This is a genomic window from Legionella antarctica (assembly GCF_011764505.1).
GTDB classification, from domain to species: Bacteria; Pseudomonadota; Gammaproteobacteria; order Legionellales; family Legionellaceae; genus Legionella; species Legionella antarctica.
On the sequence record NZ_AP022839.1, the window covers coordinates 3,253,391 to 3,272,337 of the forward strand.

An 18,947-nucleotide genomic window follows, 5' to 3' on the forward strand; every position below is an offset into this window, starting at 1 on the left:
TCGAGACAAGAGTAGAACGGAAAAAACTATATTAATATTCAATATATACGTTTATCCCTTTGCTTGATGCTCCTTCAAAATCCTTTGTAAATATAACAGGATAAGCTGTATTAAGCAGCTTATCCTGTACCAAATAGCTACTATTTCAGCATTGCAGGATCAAAGGGTTTTCCATTAACTGAGAATTTACCTTGCTCCAATTTAACTTCGGTCACATAGTCAGCATCCTGGCTTCTAATCAAACCGTTTTGCTCCATAGCTCCAATTTGTTTGTCAGCTTGCATTCCTGCTAACTGCTCCTGACTTGGTGGAGGCTGAGTCGCTTGTGGTTGACTATTTGCTTGCTGCGTATTTTGCATCTGCTGGAGCAGAGCTTGTTGCACATCAGGCTGTTTTGACATTTGTTGCATCACTGATTGCTGCATCAGTTGTTTCACGAGTAATTTGGGCATTTTCAGCATTGCATTACCTTGGATCTTTTGGATCAGTTCAAACGGATTTGAACTATCACCTGGAGGTAATGAAACAAGCAGGTTACCTTCAATTACTCCTTCAGGTATTTTGAGGCTTAACTTGGAAACTTCAAACTCAGCACCTTTATTAAACAACTTGGGCAACTCAGGAAGCATTGCCATCATCGCTTTTTGACGCTCGGCATCGGTACCATTTTGCATCGCATTCGCTTGTTTGTTTATATCTGCAAGAACTTCTGCATCAAGATTGCGAAGAGAAACCTCAAGTACACCTGGCCCATAATTTAGTCCATTAGCAACGACAGATTTTACCGCAAGGTTAAACTGAGTGCCAAAGAGTTTGTCCTTAATATCACTATCTGAACTTACAGTAAACTCACTGACTTCAAACATCTTTTTATCTTTCACCATTACATCAAAAGTAGGTAATGAAAGTTTTGCATCGCCCAAGTATAGTCCTGCAGGAGTTTGATGTAAATTGAAGTCACTTGATACTTTACCTAAAGTGACCTTGGTATCATCTTTAGACATCGTCATGCCATCTATAAGAATATCTCCATTTACTTTGGTCATATCAGAAGACATTTGTGTGGTGCTGTTCATTCCCATCCAATCAAAATTGCCTGTACCATCTTTAGATATTAGTTTAAATGAAGGAAGAGATAACTCTACAGTGCTCTTGTTTAGGTAGTTTACAAAAATGCTTAAATCTAATTGTGGTTTTTGTGAATCTTTGGAGAATGTTTCATCGAATTTTTGATTATACTGCTCTGGAATATTGAATGCGGTTTCAGCATAACCCATTCCAAAACGCAAACGATTGTTGGCATAGATAAAAGGACCATGATGGATTTTAACAGGCATTTCCATTTGATAATCCTGAGCTGCAACAGTTTGTGACTTACCATCATCAGCAGTGATCACACGCTCAGGAATATGTAAACGCCATTTAATTTTGGCATCAGAACTGAACCAACTTCTGTCATATTGCTCTATTTGAGCAAACAAACCATTAGTTTGGTTAATTACCTCTATGTTCTTTTTGATTGTTCTTTCAGTAAGAACTCCCATGCCATAATATCCGCCTAGGATTAAAACAGCCAGGATAATTATTAATCCTGCAAGTTTTTTCATTATTATCTCCATGTTATTAGTTTGCGAGCAGCATTACTCTAGTCCAGCAAAGCGCTGGTAAAAGTATAACAGTAAATAACCTAAGAGTGCGATATTCTATTGAAAGAAGATTGAAAGTAAACGAAATAATATTATCGAGTTCAGCACCTTTTAAGATGATGCTGAACGATCAGATTTGAGTGTTTTTAAGTGGTCATCCATGTTTCACAGGCTTACAATATGTTTCTTTAATAGTAAACGCTAAAACTAAAGCGACTACAGAACATAAAGGCAGGATTTTTAGCCCAGCCTGAAAATCCGAGAGCAATAAACTTTCAACATTATAAGCACGGGAACCCGAAACCATATCAACCAATCTTCCAACCAAGGGTTGTAACATCGCACCAACAAAAATTGAAGTCATATTAGTAAATGCAATGGAGGTACCTACCACATTTCTGTCATGTAGCTCAGTAGAAACAGCATACGCAATGGCAACACCAGTATTAGTAACACCAAAGGCAAAAAATATTAAGTAAGCTGTAGTTTGACTTAAATGAGGCAGAAACACAAAAAGGGTAGTTAAAACTATCCCACAAAGAGCCGACACGATCATCAGCGGTTTACGACGCCCCATTTTATCGGACAACCAGCCGGATAAAGGGCCACTGATACCCCATCCAATAAAAATTAAGCCTGTTGCAAAAGCTGCTGCGTGCATTCCTAAACCACGTCCATACTGCAAATAAGCAGGACCAATTGCCTCACCTATTACCGCAGTAGGTCCAAATAAAAATCCAGCATATAAGGCATTAAGCCAGGTTTGTCGACTTGATAAGATAATCTTTAAACTTTGAAAAATGCTTACCTTATTAGCTGATTGAACTTCATGGCGCTGTCCACCTGGCTTATCTTGGATAAATTGATATAGCAGACCAGCCAGTGCAATAAAAAGAAATGCAATGATTAACATACTGTGGCGCCAGCCTACATTACTAACTAAAAACGAAACTGGGGCCTCGCCAGCTGCTGCACCAAGCATACCTAATGATTGGGTTAAACCGGATAACAAACCAAGCATGGTTGGAGGAAACCATGACGTAGCAAGTCTAAGGGAACAAACAAAAGCAAAAGCAGCACTAAACCCGATTAACATTCTGCCTATAGATGCCATCATTAGTCCATCTGCCAGACCAAAAACACAGCAGCCAAAAGCGGTCACTAAAGACATAACAGTCAGTAACCAACGAATACTCAGACGGTCAACAGTCAACCCCACCGGGATTTGCATTAAAATATAAGGAACATAAAACGAAGCGGTCAATATGCCAAAGCCAGCTTCATTAATACCAAAATCCATTTGCAAGTAGCGGTGCATAACACCTGGAGCGACTCGGGCCAAGTAGTCAGAAAAATAAAATGCAGCAGCCAGACCCCAAACTAACCAAGCAAATCCCAAATTATTTTTACGCTTAATTTCCAATTTAGACACATTAATTTCATTCATGAGTTCTCTACTTATTACAGTCCTGATCCGATGACTAATCTAATAAATTTATCACTTATCAGCTCATCACAGATTATATTAAATTAGAGTGTATGGCTTTCAAGATAACTCTTGTGAATATTCATACTCCAGAAAAGCAAAGTGATAATCGCCTAGCTAACAAGTAAGTTCCAAATATTGCAAAATATTTTCAAGCGTTAACCGTATGCCATATTTATTTAAAATCTGATCAATAAATCAGCAAAATCCAGCATTCATTATACTGTTGTTGCAAGTTATTTCAACACGTAAGGACGTAAAAAGCAGGAAGACCATTTTAGCGATCCTTTGAGTGTGACATTAATCTTGCTTTGATGAAAGTAACTTCTCAATTTGACCAGGAATCTTATTCTATTGAAACACAGTGAAGGATAATGTTCCTAGGATTAAGAAAGCGATCCACGCAAGTAGTCTCGTGGCTGGAGTTCAGCTGTTGTTATTAGCGATAGCTACCAGACTCAGTTATAATAGTTCTTTTTTATAAGAAATAATAATGAACAGTCTTAACTCCGCTATTAAAGAGGCACTTCAATCTTCTGGAAATTTGAAGGAAGCAAATAAAGCCTACCTGGAATTTATTAAAGCCAACTTTATTATTCCGATAGAACAAAGCACTGATGATGAAAATCCCAAGGTATTATTCTTGCAGGATACTGCTAACCTTTTTCTTCCAGTGTTTACCGAGATGAACTACCTAGATGCCTGGGCAGCTGAAATCAGTACAGAAATAAAATTGCTCAGATTATCCGGAGTTGATTTATTGAAGGGATTGGGAGAAAACGTCACAGTATGTCTTAATATTGGAAGTGAATTTTACAAAGAATTTAATCCTTCAGAAACTGCAAGAATGAGATCTATGGTTCTGAAGTTTTTCAAATAACATTATTTTTTTAAGCCCTTGGGTATTCATATCCAATTGAAGAAGCATTAACACCATGCTCTTCAATTGGATGCGAACATCACGCTACTAGCTCAAGTAACTGATAACCTACTATTGCTGAAGCTGCTATCGCACCACTAATTTCAAAAACTAAAGATAGAAAACTGTTTTTCTGACAATATTGTTGATCATTTGCAGCAATTACTTTTTCAATACGTACTTCTTTGAGTTCTTCCTCTTCAAGACTACTCATATCAAATAGAGGTTTTTCACCATACGCTCCTGCCCACCAGCCCTCTAGCCATTGTTCTGCTTCTTGAGAGCCTTCTCGGAATGGATTATCTTCCTCAGTCACTTCCAAAATAGCACACTCGTAGCCAAAGAGATAACACTCTTCGTAACTTGGATGATCAATGTTAAATCTTAATTTAATGTGTGGTAATAAGGCTGTTGTGTCGTTCATGTTCGTATCCTCTCTTTATGGATCCAATATATAATTGCCTTTATTCAACTGTCTTTACTCCTGTGTTTAAATTAAAGCTCATGCATAAATTTCATTGTTTCCAAAGATATTTTCTGCACTTAAAGCAATTTTACGACTTTATTCTACTGCGTGCTCTCCGAAATAAAATATTTACATTTTTTTGACAAAACTATTTTTTATTTCTGAATAAAAATCAATGCTCTGATTATCGATTTTGATTTTGTATATAGAGATGCAAGTATCAGGCCAATATTTCAGAATTTTTTTCTTTCATGATTTAACCCACATTAATTGGTAAGTCTCTGGAGAAAAATAGAAGGGAATTTTAGGCGCCCGGCAAATTCTGCCGTTTGAAGGAATGTAAAAAAATAGCAGAAATATAAGCATTACCTTGAATAATCAGCCCCTATTATAACCATTATGGAGCCAAACGACGATGCTCCCACTTTCCTTCTAAGCGATAATATTGAATCCTGTCATGTAAACGGCTATCACGTCCTTGCCAGAACTCAATTTCATCTGGAATAATCATGTATCCACCCCAGTTATTTGGCCTGACCACTAATTCTTGGCCCTGCTGTAAAATTAACTCATTTAAAGCATGTTCCAAAAAATCTCTATCCTGTATTTCCTGACTTTGAGGGGACACTATAGCGCTTAATTGACTTTTAACAGGTCTTGAAGAGAAATACTCATCTGATTGTGCTTTACTTACTTTTTTTATACGACCCCGAATTCGTACCTGCCTGGCCATTTGTGGCCAGTAAAAATTTAGTGCAGCATAGGGATTATTTTGAATTTGTATTGCCTTGGCACTTTGATAATTAGTGTAAAAAACAAAATTACCTTCCTGCAAACCTTTTAATAAAACCACTCTCGAATCTGGGCAATTTTTTTCATCAACTGTGGATAGCACCATCGCCGTAGGATCATTTTTTTCATTTTTTAATACATCCTCCAACCAAACTTTAAATTGAGCTATTGGATTCAGGGAGGCAGAGTCCTCGCTTAAACTTAATTCACCGTAATCTCGTCTTATATCTGCAAGAGTTCTAAAGTTATTCATAAAACACCATGTAGTGAAATACTGATGGCAATTATACGATCAAGAATCCATATTTTGCGAGTGGGTGAATTATTAAAAAATTAAGACGTGTCACCAATTAAAATCGACTCCTCTCTCCACCGCGCGAAGCGGCTCATTAAATAGACTGTGAAATCAACTTAAAGAGCTCAAAGATGCTATTACCCTAAAATTGCGGCTATGAGCTTGAACCCATAGCTGCACGAGAAGTATCTTAGTATCAGCACTATATACTTGTAACAATGCAATGCACTGATTTTCATAAAAAAATCCGAACTGGATTGCTTCGCCAAGCTCGCAACACCTGAGTTTTATTCAGCAGACTTTACTTAACAGCTCAGCTGAATGGGCTTACAGAAAACTGATACTGTTATCAAAATTCAAATCACCAGCCAGTTACTTCAGCAATCGCATCACCTAAATCGGCCGGAGAACGAACTGTTTTTACACCAGCGACCTCCAGGGCAGCGTATTTTTCTGCGGCAGTTCCTTTACCCCCAGATATAATTGCCCCGGCATGCCCCATACGTTTTCCAGCTGGTGCTGTAACTCCCGCGATGTAGGAGACAACTGGTTTGCTTATATGGGATTTAATATATTCTGCTGCTTCTTCTTCTGCTGAACCGCCAATTTCTCCAACCATTATAATGGCCTGTGTTTGTGGATCTTTTTCAAATAAAGCTAAAGCGTCAATAAAATTAGTTCCAGGAATTGGATCTCCACCTATTCCTATGCAGGTACTCTGACCAAAGCCTTTATCAGTAGTTTGTTTTACTGCCTCATAAGTGAGGGTGCCTGAACGTGAAACGATCCCTACTTTGCCGGGCAAATGGATTGATCCCGGCATAATACCAATTTTGCATTCGCCAGGAGTAATAATTCCAGGACAATTGGGACCAATTAAACGTGCCTGAGTATTATTTTCCAGATACACCTTTATCTGCAGCATGTCGAGAACCGGAACACCTTCAGTAATGCATACTATCAGTTTAATACCAGCTTCTGCTGCCTCCAGGATAGAATCCTTACAAAATGGGGCTGGCACGTAAATCACACTTGCATCAGCTCCAGTTTCTTCCACCGCTTCGCGCATGGTATTAAATACAGGTAAACCAAGATGCGACTGACCACCTTTACCTGGTGTGACACCACCAACCATATGTGTTCCATAAGCGATTGCTTGCTCAGAATGGTAGGTACCTTGTTTACCGGTAAACCCCTGACATAATACTTTAGTTTGCTTATTAACTAATACACTCATTGTTAACCTCGAAATTTTAAACCGTTGTTGCATCAATAACCTGTTTTAACGTAACAGCCATAGCCAATCTTCAATATTTTGGGTCAATAAACCTGATTGTCATTGATGCAATACCATAAATAATTAAGCGACCGCTGCGACTATTTTCTGCGCCGCATCTGTTAAACTAGTTGCTGCAATTACGTTCAAATCACTTTTATTTAAAATATCAGCACCTAGTTGAGCATTATTACCCTCAAGTCTGACGACTACAGGAATTTTCACATCCACTTCTTTAACTGCAGCGAGAATCCCATCAGCAATGAGATCACAACGAACGATGCCACCAAAAATATTCACTAAAATACCTTTGACTTTTTCATCAGATAAAATAATTTTGAGTGCTTCACTCACTCTTTCCTTTGTAGCACCACCACCCACGTCAAGGAAGTTTGCTGGTTCACCACCATGAAGTTTAATCACGTCCATTGTTGCCATGGCCAAACCCGCACCATTTACCATGCAGCCGATAGTCCCATCAAGAGGAATATAATTCAACTCCCAATCACTGGCACGGTTTTCACGATCATCTTCTTGTGAGGTATCACGCATACTTTTTAGTTTGGGTTGTCTGTATAAGGCATTACCGTCTATATTAATTTTACCATCCAAACAAATTAACTGGCCTGATTTCGTTACTACCAAGGGATTTATTTCCAGTAAACTCAGATCGCACTCAACAAACATTTTACCCAGACACATCATTAAATGAGTAAATTGTTTGATTTGTTCGTCTTTCAAACCTAACTTGAATCCTGTTTCGCGACATTGAAAAGGCATCACCCCCACTAAAGGATCTACAATCACTTTGAATATTTTCTCTGGGGTTTCTTCAGCAACTTTTTCTATCTCAACGCCGCCTTCAGTAGAAGCCATGATCACGACACGACGGGTGGCTCTATCAACAACCGCACCAAGATATAATTCTCTGGCGATATCACAAGTCTCTTCGACTAATACTGCATTAACCGGTTGGCCGTGTGCATCAGTTTGATAAGTAACCAGTCGTGTTCCCAGTAATGATTTTGTTATTGCAGCAAGCTCATCTTTAGTAGAGACTATTTTAACACCCCCAGCTTTACCTCTTCCGCCAGCATGCACTTGAGCTTTCACTACCCATTTAGGAGTTGATAATTGGGAGGCTACCTGTAATGCATCATCAACATTATATGCAACTTCGCCATTAGGGGTAGGCAAGCCATAGCTCGCGAACAATTGCTTGGCTTGATATTCATGTAAATTCATTTGTCGTTACCTTTCTAAAAAAGCAAAACCCGTTTACACGGGTTTTGCAGTTAAACGTGATTATTAAACATTAAGTAAAAGACGAGCTGGATCTTCTAATAACTCTTTAACACTCACCAAAAATTGTACTGAGTCTTTTCCATCAATTAAGCGATGATCATAAGACAGGGCCACATACATCATGGGACGAATAACAACTTGTCCTTTTTCTGCTACAGGTCGGTCTTCGATTTTATGCATCCCTAAAATACCTGTTTGGGGAGGATTGATTATTGGAGTAGCTAATAAAGAACCAAATACACCACCATTGGTAATAGTAAATGTCCCCCCTTGCATTTCCTCCATTGATAATTTTCCTGACCTGGCTTTTGCTGCAACATCATTGATGGCCAGTTCAATCTCGGCCATACTCATTTGATCTGCATCTCGAATCACAGGCACTACCAATCCTCTCTCAGTAGACACGGCAATACCAATATCATAAAAGCCATGATAAACAACATCTTGACCATCTATAGACGCATTCACAGCAGGAAAACGCTTTAATGACTCAACCACCGCTTTAGCGAAAAAAGACATGAAGCCTAATTTCACACCATGTTTTTTCTCAAAGCTGTCTTTGTATTGGGCACGCATGTCCATCACTGCTTTAAGATTCACTTCATTAAAAGTGGTAAGCATGGCTGCATTATGCTGTGCTTGTAATAAACGCTCGGCAATTTTAGCCCTTAACCTGGTCATAGGAACACGTCGCTCTTCCCGAACTCCCATAGGAGTTGTTACAGGCTGCGCTTTTTTATTTTCGGCAGGTTTAGCAGATTTTTCTCTGTTGGATTCTATAAAGGAAATAACATCCTCTTTTGTAATTCGTCCTTCTTTACCCGAACCTTGAATTTGCCGTGGCTGTAAATCATTTTCTGCAAGCATGCGTCTGACTACTGGGCTTGTAGACTTATCTTCACTGGCGCTTATCGACTCTTTGGCAGAAGATTTTTCTTCTTTTGCAGGAGAGCTCGCAGCAGGAGAGCTCGCAGCAGAAGCGCCTTCAGTAATTGTTGCCAATAATTGACCTGAATTTACAGTATCTCCAACCTGGAACTGTATCTCAGAGAGTATTCCATCGGCAGGTGCTGGAACTTCAAGCACTACTTTATCCGTTTCCAGATCCACTAAATTTTCATCGCGAGTTACTTTATCACCCACTTTTTTATGCCACGTGGCTATAGTGGCGTCGGCTACTGACTCGGGTAGAACAGGTACTTTGACTTCAATAGACATGGTTATACCTTCTCATTATATTGTTTAAACTTATGTAAAAATCAGTACTACTCATTGGACCGCAGATACAGCATGGGATTAACCTAAAAATACACCTCCTTTGAGGTTATTTTTTACAATACTTCCCTTGCAAACTATCCAACTCCCCTATTCACCACGATCTTAAACTCATGGTGAGCAGATGCAACCTTATTTATTATCCAGTAAAGCTTGCTCAACCAAAGCATTTTGCTGTTCAGCATGCAGTGCAGGATTACCTACAGCTGGAGCAGCAGCAGATTCTCTACCTGCATAAGCCAAGGTTTGATCTGGACGCAGGCAATCTTTCATATTGTGCTGAGAAGAGAACCAAACCCCCTGGTTTTTAGGCTCTTCCTGACACCACACTATTTCTTTAGCCTTTGGGTATTTATCCAATTCAGCAATCAGCGCTTTCTTGGGAAATGGGTACAGTTGCTCGATTCGCACTATGGCTACATGCTCCAATTTCCTGTCACGGCGCATTTGCAATAAATCATAATAAACCTTACCACAACATAACACCACTTTTTTGACTTTTTGTTCTTCTATAGCATCAATTTCTGGGATAACAGTGTAAAACTTGCCCTTCATTAAGTCTTCTAAAGGAGAAACAGCCAATTTATGCCGTAACAAACTTTTAGGAGTCATTACAATTAATGGCTTGCGGAAATTACGAATGACTTGTCTGCGTAATAAATGAAAAATTTGCGCTGGGGTTGTTGGCGTACAAACCTGCATATTATGCTGAGCGCAAAGTTGCATGTAACGCTCTAACCGGGCTGATGAATGTTCAGGTCCTTGTCCTTCATAACCATGAGGCAGCAGCATCACTAAACCACATAATCGGCCCCATTTTTGCTCGCCAGAACTAATAAATTGATCCATTACAACTTGGGCCCCATTTGCAAAATCACCAAATTGAGCTTCCCAAAGAACTAAGTAAGAAGGTTCGGAGGAAGCAAATCCATATTCAAAAGCTAACACGGCTTCTTCAGATAATACTGAATCGATTACCGAAAATGATCTTTTAGTTTCAGTTGATATTTGTTCTAGTGGAACGAAGGTTTCACCTGTTTCTACGTCATGGAAAACAGCATGTCGGTGTGCAAAGGTTCCACGTCCACAGTCCTGACCCGATAATCTGACTCCAAAACCTTCCTGCAATAAGCTGGCATAAGCCATAGTCTCTGCATAGCCCCAATTCATCGGGATTTCACCCTCTGTCATTTTCTCACGTTCATTCAACAAACGCTGGACAACGGGATGCAACTTAAACCCATCGGGTAGAGTACTCAATTGTTTCGTCAATTTTTTTAATTCAGCTTTGCTAATCGTGGTATCGACCTTATCCGTCCATTTCGCGCTTATGTACGGCGTCCAGTCTATAGCAAATTTTCCTTCATAATTTTCATGGACCACATTTACCACCGCTTTACTGTGATCCAGACCATCCCTATAGTCATTGACTAACTGCTCTGCATCTTTGGCAGTTAACAAACCTGAATGAACCAATCGCTCAGCATAAATTTCACGTAACGGGCGCATTGATTTGATTTTTTTATACATGGTCGGTTGAGTTACCGCCGGTTCATCCGCTTCGTTATGACCATTACGTCTGTAGCAAACGAGATCGAGAACTACATCTCGCTTAAATTTCATTCTAAAATTAAAAGCAATCTGGGTTGCAAAAACCACAGCATCAGGATCATCACCGTTTACATGAAGAATTGGAGCCTGAACCATTTTAGCCACATCGGTACAATAGAGTGTCGAACGAGCATCAATAGGATTACTGGTTGTGAAACCTATTTGATTGTTAATAACTATATGAATGGTACCACCAGTGGAATAACCACGAGCTTGTGAAAAATTAAAGGTTTCCATGACCACTCCCTGACCTGCAAACGCAGCATCTCCATGAAGCACAATTGGAACAACAGTGTCTTTTTTTATCAAATCTTTGCGACGATTCAGTCGAGAACGCACAGAACCTTCAACCACCGGGCCAATAATTTCTAAATGCGATGGATTAAACGCCAAAGCTAAATGTAATATAGCTCCAGACTCCGTTTTAATATCTGAGGAGAAACCTAAATGATATTTCACATCACCAGTTCGATCATATTTAACCTTTCCTTCAAACTCCTGAAATAAATCTCCTGGTTCTTTACCAAGCACATTAATCAATACATTTAATCGGCCTCTATGCGCCATTCCGATCACTAATTCTTTTACACCCTCTTCGCCGGCCCGATTAATAATTTCCTTCATCATGGGAATTAACGAATCTCCTCCTTCAAGAGAAAACCGTTTTTGTCCAACGTATCGGGTACCCAAATAACGCTCCAAACCATCTGCAGCAATCAAATCTTTTAAAATATCAAGTTTTTTGGTTTTGGTAAAAGATGCTCGTCCCCTTACTGACTCCATTTGTTTTTGTAACCATTCCGTTTCCTCAACATCAGAGATGTGCATGTATTCAATACCAATACTGCCACAATAAGTCTCCTGCAGTGCCTGGTATATTTCACCTAGGGTCATTTCTGAACTATTGAAGTTTGTGCCAGCAAAGAACTTGCGATTTTTATCTGTTTTATCTAAGTGGTGGTAGGCTAATTCCAGACCGGGTACAGGTGCTCGCTCAGTCATCTCCAAGGGATCAAGTTGTGCTGCATGATGCCCTAAAGCTCTAAAATCATTTATTAAGTTGGCAACCTGGTATTGCTGACTGTCAGTTGATTGAATTACCGGACTGCTTTTCTTATTTGCGTTCTGCAGAAAATAATCACGAATATCCCTGTGAGATGTTTCTTTCGTTGCCCCGTTAATTTTGGGCAGGGCGCTGAAAACAGCCCTCCAATCGTCTGAAACTGATTCAGAGTCAGCAAGATAGTCCTCATAGAGACTATCAACGTAAGCCATACTTCCACCAGACAAATAGGAAGAAGCCCATTCATTTTGCAGATCGGAACTGCTCATTATTCTCTCCAAACGGTTTACCAGGTCACACGTCATGAAGCTAGCAAAATCATCATGATATTGCCCATCACAACGGAATCTATTCTGCCTGGTTTAGGGCTCAGTGAACGATTCCGACGGTGGTGGGAACAACAATATTCATTTAACTTATGACAATGTCCCAGATATTTAGCTGAGTACAAAAAATTTCTATTAAGTTTCCTGCGTCAACATTTGTGTGCGAATTTTGGCAATCGCTTGCGATGGATTGAGTCCTTTCGGGCATACATTCGTGCAATTCATAATAGTACGGCAACGAAACACACTAAATGGATCTTGTAATTTATCCAATCGATGATTTGTTGCTTTATCGCGACTGTCTGCTAAAAATCGCCTTGCTTGTAACAGTCCAGCAGGGCCTACAAATTTTTCTGGATTCCACCAGAACGAAGGACATGAGCTTGTACAACAGGCACATAAAATACACTCATATAGTCCATCCAACTGCGATCGCTCTTCAGGGGATTGTAACCGTTCCTGAGCCGGAGCGACCTTATCATTTTGCAAATAAGGCTCAATACGTTCGTATTGGTGATAAAATTGAGACATATCAACCGCTAAGTCGCGTATCACCGGAAATCCAGGTAATGGACGAATCACTATTTTGTCAGTCTTTAAGTCTGAAACGTGGGTAATACAAGCTAATCCATTAGTTCCATTGATATTCATACCATCAGATCCACATACTCCTTCACGGCAGGATCTTCTATAGGTTATTGAAGAGTCCTGTTCGGCCTTCAAGCGCTCTAGCAAAGTGAGCAGCATAGGATCGCTTTTAGCAGGTATTGCCAGCTCATAATCTTTCATGTAAGGTTTGGCATCGACCTCAGGATTATAGCGATAAATTGACAAGATTAAATTTCTACTATCGACCATGATATATCCTCTTTAGTAAACGCGTTCTTTCGGCTCTAAAGGCTCGACATGTTTAGGTGATGTATTCACAGGACGATAATCTATTATTTCATCTTCCTCAAAATACAGTGTGTGCTTAATCCAGTTCGCATCATCTCGTGCAGGGAAATCTTCCCGACTGTGTGCTCCCCGGCTTTCTGTTCGAGCAATTGCGGATTGTGCTGTAGCATAAGCTGTTGCCATTAAATTATCTAACTCTAAAGCACCGACACGCTCTGTATTAAATATATGACTTTTATCTTCGAGTTTAGCATGCGCTAATCGGTCACGAAGTACTTGCAAACGTTTTAAACCGGAAGCCATTACCTCACCAGTGCGGAACACACCAAAATCCTCTTGCATCACGCGTTGCATTTCATCACGAATTACAGAGGGACTCTCGCCATCTTTAGACTGATCCCAACGAGTGTAACGAACCAACGAGGCAGCAATATCATCTTCACTTATATAAGGCATATCGGGTAATTGATTTGATTGCCATAACTCCTCGACGTGTAAACCAGCCGCTCGTCCAAAAACAACCAAATCCAATAAAGAATTACCACCTAAACGATTGGCACCATGCACTGAAACACAAGCACATTCACCAACAGCATACAAGCCTTCTACTATATGCTCTTGTCCTTGACTTTTAGTAATCACTTGTCCATACATATTCGTTGGTATTCCACCCATACTGTAATGACAGGTAGGTACCACTGGTATAGGCTCTAAAATAGGATCTACACCGGCGAATTTCATAGAGAGCTCGCGAATACCAGGAAGCCGTTTCATAATAAGATCGGCGCCCAAGTGATCCAGCTTGAGTTTAACGTGATCAATACCTTGAGGATCAAAACCTTTACCGGCACGAATCTCTAAAGCCATGGACCGAGCTACCACATCCCGCGAAGCCAAATCCTTAACTCGGGGAGCATATCGCTCCATGAAACGTTCACCGTCTTTATTAATTAAATAGCCCCCTTCTCCCCGACAGCCTTCAGTTACTAAAGTTCCTGCTCCTGCTATCCCCGTAGGATGAAATTGCCACATTTCCATATCCTGCACTGGAATTCCCGCTCTTAAAGCCATTCCAAAACCATCGCCGGTATTAATAAAAGCATTAGTTGTCGATTGATAAATACGGCCAGCACCGCCAGTAGCAAGAATACATACTCGCGTTTGAAAGAACTCTACGTCACCAGACTCAATATTCATTGCAGTAACACCTGCAATGCGCCCGTGAGAGTCCTTAACAAAATCAAGAGCATACCATTCACTAAACACATGTGTTTTTGCTTTTAAATTTTGTTGATAAAGTGTGTGTAGTAATGCATGACCGGTTCTATCTGCCGCAGCACAAGTACGAGCAGCTTGTTCACCACCAAAATTCTTCGATTGACCACCAAATTGCCGCTGATAAATTTTACCATTATCCATGCGTGAAAAAGGCAAACCCATATGTTCTAATTCATAGACGGCTTCAGGTCCTGTCTTACAAAGATACTCAATACAGTCCTGATCACCAATATAATCAGCACCTTTAACCGTATCGTACATATGCCAACGCCAATCATCTTCATGAGCATTTCCAAGTGCCGAAGTAATTCCGCCCTGAGCCGAAACAGTATGAGAACGCGTAGGAAATACTTTAGATAACAAAGCGACCTTTAAACCTGAATTCGCCATCTGCAGTGCTGCGCGCATTCCAGCACCACCAGCACCAATAATTACTGCATCAAATGTGTTGCGTGCAATTGTCATGCTCATTGTCCCCAAACGATCATTAAGCCCCAAATAAACTGACTAAGGAGCCATAAAACAACCATCAACTGCACCGATAAACGTATCGCGGTACAGTTGATATAGTCTGTAGTTACTGTCCAAATACCTACCCAGGCATGCAATGTAAGGGCTAATAACCCAATTGCTGTTGCAATTTGGAATACATGATTGGCAAACAGTTCATGCCATTGTGTAAAATTTAAATCAGGATGTAACAGCAAGAAAATAAATAAAAAAATGGTATATACTGCAAAATATACTGCAGTAACTCGCTGAATCAACCAGTCTTTTAACCCATTACCTGTTAGGCTCGTGACATTATTTACCATATCCAAATTCCTAGAAAAATTGTCAAAATAACGGAAAGAACGATAACAAAAATGGCGCTGCGACGCGCTGTCTCAAGATGCTCGCCAAATCCCATATCCATAAGCAGATGTCTTATACCGGCAAGCACATGATAGATCATCGCTGCGCTGAAAGCCCATAACGCTAATTTGTAATAAGGGCTGGTTAGCATGGATTTTGTCTGTTCAAAAATTTCTTCAGAATGCAAAGATTTTCCCAGAATAAATAACATAACAGGCAGCAATATAAATAATAAAAGCCCTGAAATCCTATGTAATATAGAAGCGATAGCCATAGGAGGAAATTTCAAACTACCTAAATCAAGATTAACCGGTCTTTTCTTGTTCACTATTTGTTTCTTCCTCATTAGAAAATATTTTAAATAGAGCACCTTCCCCAATACAACTCGAATAAGTTCATTTCCTCACGGAATCCTTGTAAGGATTTTTTCTCAAACCATAACTTTATTGACAACTATTTTGCCAGAAAACAAAAAACAGGCAGAGATAGAACCACTTAGAACAACTAAATTCTATACATACTCGCGAAGTATAGCACTGAGTTTTTATCACGCAAAGTTAAGTCGTAAAGTAAAATGCATCACACTCTGTTCATTTATTAAAACCAGTACTATGATTACATAAACTGATTACAATATGATCGAAATGCTTGTTAAAAGGCCTACGTATAATCAACGATTAAAATGTGTAGCCTTTGCAATTTTGTCTTATCAAAATTTCAAATTCAATGAAGAAGTGACCAATACTCTTTTGGAGCTCATCCATAACTCGGATACCCAGTTGCCTTTGTTTATGCCCTTTGCCTTAAAAAAAGCTCTTGAAGAATTTGAGCTTCAAATACCTAACCCAATTATTTTAAAGATTCAAGCGGAAGAAATTGAATCTATTTACTCTTTGACGGAACTGCAGGAGTCTTTGTTTTCAATCGCCTTATTGATCAATACTCCCCAACAATTAGCTTGGTTGAACAGTTCAAAGGTCAGGAGTTAAGTAAACTTTATATCGAGAGCCTCAACTTTGTTGCAAAAACAATGCATATCTAAGAGACTATAAAACTCGCGTCCTTGCGAGCGAAATGACTAGGGTCTGTTGACATTTCACCTGCTGTCTACGTGCCCCGGCTTGTCCTCGGCATCCATTAGATCTAAATCATTGGCAAATTTCTTCATACAGATCACGCCATTCTGGATTAAATTTCTCGATTAAATTTATGTTCCATTGTCTTGGCCAATTTTTGAAACGTTTTTCACGCTGATTTGCGAGAATATAAACATAAGATGGATGCATTATATTTCCTTGGATGTTGGACAAACATCCAGATAATACCGCAAGAAATGCTACATAGGTAACCATAAAAATAAACACGCCATAGCAACAACAGAAGCATAATTTCGCTTTAATTTATCAAATCTTGTGGCAATTGCACGAAAATGCTTTATTCTAGCGAATAAATTTTCAACTAAATGCCTATATTGATATAGACACCAGTCCATATCTATATTGCCAATTTTAGAATTATTCTTTCTTGGGATAACTGGAATGGATGATTTTTGACGAACCGTGTCCCTTACCTCTTCACTATCATAACCTTTATCAGCAATAGTATGACCTGCGGCAGGCAGTTTTTCGATAAATTCTGGTGCAACTTTACAGTCGTGTATTTCACCACCAGTTATTTCAAAATCGATGGGTAACCCATGAGCATCAACAGCCATATGAATTTTTGTTGTATTGCCCCCCTCTGGATTTTCCAATAGCTTGATTTTCTTCAGAAGCTGCGCCAGCACTGTGTTGGTGCGCTTTTACAATGCTGCCGTCAATAAACTCCCATTCAAGATCTGATTCTTGAACAAGTGCTTTGAATATGCTCATCAATTTACCTTTTGATGACCATCGATTAAATTTTTGTTAGATTGAGTTCCAGCATCCAAATTCTGCTGCTAGGTCGCGCCAAGGGCAGCCAACCCGCATACGATATAACATTGCTTCCACTACCATACGAAGATTAGGCTTGTCATAAATCCTATGCTGTAGCATGATCTCCTTTAGCTTCGACCAAAACTCATCATTGAGCATTAATCTTAGCATTGCAAACTCGTTTTATACTTGGTATCAAAATCGTTAAATTATGAGTTTGCTCCTATTATTCAATGGATTAGGTAGTGCTGTTTTTGATTTGACTATCTACTGGATGCCGCGGACAAGCCGCGGCACGTAGGCGGCAGGTGAAATGTCAACAGACCCTAATTTAATTGGGAAAACTTAAGGTCAATTGATGTGAAATTTTTCATAAGATACTTTGGAGCATTGATCTATGATGCGATCATCGTATTGGTTCTGCTATTCGTTTTAACGGGGGTAATCGTTTTATTTAACAACGGTCACGCTGTTTCCCCTGAAACGCCCTGGTATCAATTCACCCTTGCCTGGGTCGCATTATTTTATTATTACAGTTCAATGAGGTCTGGTGGACAAACTCTCGGAATGAGGGCATGGCGAATTGAATTGGTTGCCCGTGATCGGCAAAAGCTCACCAGACAACAAATTCTCTCCCGTATCCTGTATTTCCTACCCGCAACATTTATAGCTCCTTTTTGTTTCACTCAAAGCCATATTATATTAGGTCAGTGGACAAAGACTTACTTTATTGTAAAGGGAGATGATGCTTCTTCTTAATCAAATCGTTAAAAAAATTTTTTATTAAACATTTAATTTATCGATAGATAAAAAACTATATTCATTGCTGCGCACCGAAGCAACCCGGCAAATTAAGCACCAACAGATCTCAGCTGAAGTTAAGATCTCTTAAAAACGCAACCCCTGAGTTAGCGCTTTATTCCGGCAGAATTGGAGTTATAGGAATGTTTGTAGGTCTCACGCGGTGCCTCAGGAGGATAGCCGTACTTGCTCGCCATTCGTTTCACATTTTCCAAATATCGTTCGCCCCATTCACCTGGTTCAAAATTAGTAACCACAACGTTATAACTTAAATTAATTATGGATTCAAACGCCTTTCTTTGCGCAATTTCATGTCCACCAAAGGCTACCTGAACCTCCGTCTCCGTACTTATTCCCCCGGATTTGAGGCGGGATATCAGTATATTGATCATTTTTTCTATGGTAAAAAATAATTTACACATCGACATGCCGGCACTCATCATATCTTCACTTTTTGAAGCAGACAGCTTATTCCCGGAATCATGGATAGAGTAGACAAACTCAAGCTCGTTATCGCTATCAGAGAGACTTTCAGGTTCAATAATTATTGGAGGAGAAATCCTTTCAATATGCGGGGAAGAGATGTAGAGATGAAAATCGGCCCAATGCCACCAAATTTGATAAACCCGCTCTACTATGGTTACAGGATTATTCAAATCTTGTTCTATTGAAAGCTTACGAAAATCAAGAGTGGTTTCTTTGATACCGGGTTTATCTTCATTCTCTGAATCAGGCATTTT

The 18,947-nt window shown here is 39.6% G+C and carries 16 protein-coding genes and 2 pseudogenes; 3 read left to right on the forward strand and 15 right to left on the reverse strand.

Annotated features, from left to right (window positions below; genetic code table 11):
- Positions 1–140: 140 nt before the first annotated feature.
- Together HRS36_RS15370 and HRS36_RS15375 are read right to left on the reverse strand one after the other, a co-directional pair.
- Positions 141–1,607 (reverse strand): YdgA family protein, encoded by a 1,467-nt coding sequence (locus HRS36_RS15370; RefSeq protein WP_173237975.1) that lies wholly within the window; start codon positions 1,605–1,607, stop codon positions 141–143.
- A gap of 193 nt (positions 1,608–1,800) precedes the next feature.
- A complete protein-coding gene (locus HRS36_RS15375) occupies positions 1,801–3,093 on the reverse strand; it encodes an MFS transporter (RefSeq protein ID WP_173237976.1) in 1,293 nt (430 codons plus the stop codon).
- Between the two features lie 532 nt (positions 3,094–3,625).
- Between HRS36_RS15375 and HRS36_RS15380 the strand changes: the two genes are divergently transcribed.
- Positions 3,626–4,012: an SseB family protein gene (locus tag HRS36_RS15380; RefSeq protein ID WP_173237977.1), complete on the forward strand. Its 387-nt coding sequence runs from the start codon at positions 3,626–3,628 to the stop codon at positions 4,010–4,012.
- A 79-nt stretch (positions 4,013–4,091) separates the two neighbouring features.
- Here the strand turns inward: HRS36_RS15380 and HRS36_RS15385 are convergent, their stop codons facing one another.
- The 10 genes from HRS36_RS15385 to sdhC all read right to left on the reverse strand — a co-directional run bounded on the left by HRS36_RS15385 (position 4,092) and on the right by sdhC (position 15,818).
- A complete protein-coding gene (locus HRS36_RS15385) occupies positions 4,092–4,475 on the reverse strand; it encodes a transmission trait enhancer LetE (protein WP_173237978.1) in 384 nt (127 codons plus the stop codon).
- 439 nt (positions 4,476–4,914) lie between these two features.
- Positions 4,915–5,562: a pyridoxamine 5'-phosphate oxidase gene (pdxH, locus tag HRS36_RS15390; RefSeq protein ID WP_173237979.1), complete on the reverse strand. Its 648-nt coding sequence runs from the start codon at positions 5,560–5,562 to the stop codon at positions 4,915–4,917.
- A 403-nt stretch (positions 5,563–5,965) separates the two neighbouring features.
- Positions 5,966–6,841, reverse strand: a complete 876-nt coding sequence (gene sucD, locus HRS36_RS15395; protein WP_173237980.1) for a succinate--CoA ligase subunit alpha — start codon at positions 6,839–6,841, stop codon at positions 5,966–5,968.
- Positions 6,842–6,964: 123 nt separating this feature from the next.
- Positions 6,965–8,125, reverse strand: a complete 1,161-nt coding sequence (gene sucC, locus HRS36_RS15400) for an ADP-forming succinate--CoA ligase subunit beta (RefSeq protein WP_173237981.1) — start codon at positions 8,123–8,125, stop codon at positions 6,965–6,967.
- Positions 8,126–8,188: 63 nt separating this feature from the next.
- On the reverse strand, positions 8,189–9,403 hold the full coding sequence (gene odhB, locus HRS36_RS15405; protein WP_173237982.1) for a 2-oxoglutarate dehydrogenase complex dihydrolipoyllysine-residue succinyltransferase: 1,215 nt from the start codon (positions 9,401–9,403) through the stop codon (positions 8,189–8,191).
- A gap of 189 nt (positions 9,404–9,592) precedes the next feature.
- Positions 9,593–12,403 (reverse strand): 2-oxoglutarate dehydrogenase E1 component, encoded by a 2,811-nt coding sequence (locus tag HRS36_RS15410; RefSeq protein WP_173237983.1) that lies wholly within the window; start codon positions 12,401–12,403, stop codon positions 9,593–9,595.
- 192 nt (positions 12,404–12,595) lie between these two features.
- A complete protein-coding gene (locus HRS36_RS15415; protein WP_173237984.1) occupies positions 12,596–13,318 on the reverse strand; it encodes a succinate dehydrogenase iron-sulfur subunit in 723 nt (240 codons plus the stop codon).
- Positions 13,319–13,330: 12 nt separating this feature from the next.
- The gene (sdhA, locus tag HRS36_RS15420) at positions 13,331–15,100 is read right to left on the reverse strand and encodes a succinate dehydrogenase flavoprotein subunit (protein ID WP_173237985.1); all 1,770 of its coding nucleotides are present in this window, start codon (positions 15,098–15,100) and stop codon (positions 13,331–13,333) included.
- Between the two features lie 2 nt (positions 15,101–15,102).
- A complete protein-coding gene (gene sdhD, locus HRS36_RS15425) occupies positions 15,103–15,450 on the reverse strand; it encodes a succinate dehydrogenase, hydrophobic membrane anchor protein (protein WP_173237986.1) in 348 nt (115 codons plus the stop codon).
- Positions 15,444–15,818: a succinate dehydrogenase, cytochrome b556 subunit gene (gene sdhC, locus HRS36_RS15430; protein WP_173237987.1), complete on the reverse strand. Its 375-nt coding sequence runs from the start codon at positions 15,816–15,818 to the stop codon at positions 15,444–15,446. Before sdhC ends, sdhD begins: the two co-directional genes overlap by 7 nt.
- Before the next feature lie 316 nt (positions 15,819–16,134).
- Here sdhC and HRS36_RS15435 point away from each other — a divergent pair, with 316 nt between their 5' ends.
- Complete coding sequence (locus HRS36_RS15435; RefSeq protein ID WP_226905497.1) at positions 16,135–16,479, forward strand: hypothetical protein; 345 nt, start codon at positions 16,135–16,137, stop codon at positions 16,477–16,479.
- Positions 16,480–16,638: 159 nt separating this feature from the next.
- On the opposite strand, the pseudogene HRS36_RS15440 reads toward HRS36_RS15435, so the two are convergent.
- A pseudogene (locus HRS36_RS15440) lies at positions 16,639–16,758 on the reverse strand (GIY-YIG nuclease family protein); the annotation flags it as partial.
- Between the two features lie 68 nt (positions 16,759–16,826).
- Positions 16,827–17,577 (reverse strand): annotated as a pseudogene (locus HRS36_RS15445) (IS5 family transposase).
- A 189-nt stretch (positions 17,578–17,766) separates the two neighbouring features.
- Between HRS36_RS15445 and HRS36_RS15450 the strand changes: the two are divergent.
- Entirely contained in the window at positions 17,767–18,165 is a 399-nt protein-coding gene (locus HRS36_RS15450) for an RDD family protein (protein ID WP_226905498.1), read from the forward strand.
- 149 nt (positions 18,166–18,314) lie between these two features.
- Here HRS36_RS15450 and HRS36_RS15455 read toward each other — a convergent pair whose 3' ends face one another.
- Positions 18,315–18,944 (reverse strand): virulence factor, encoded by a 630-nt coding sequence (locus HRS36_RS15455; protein WP_173237989.1) that lies wholly within the window; start codon positions 18,942–18,944, stop codon positions 18,315–18,317.
- Positions 18,945–18,947: the final 3 nt, after the last annotated feature.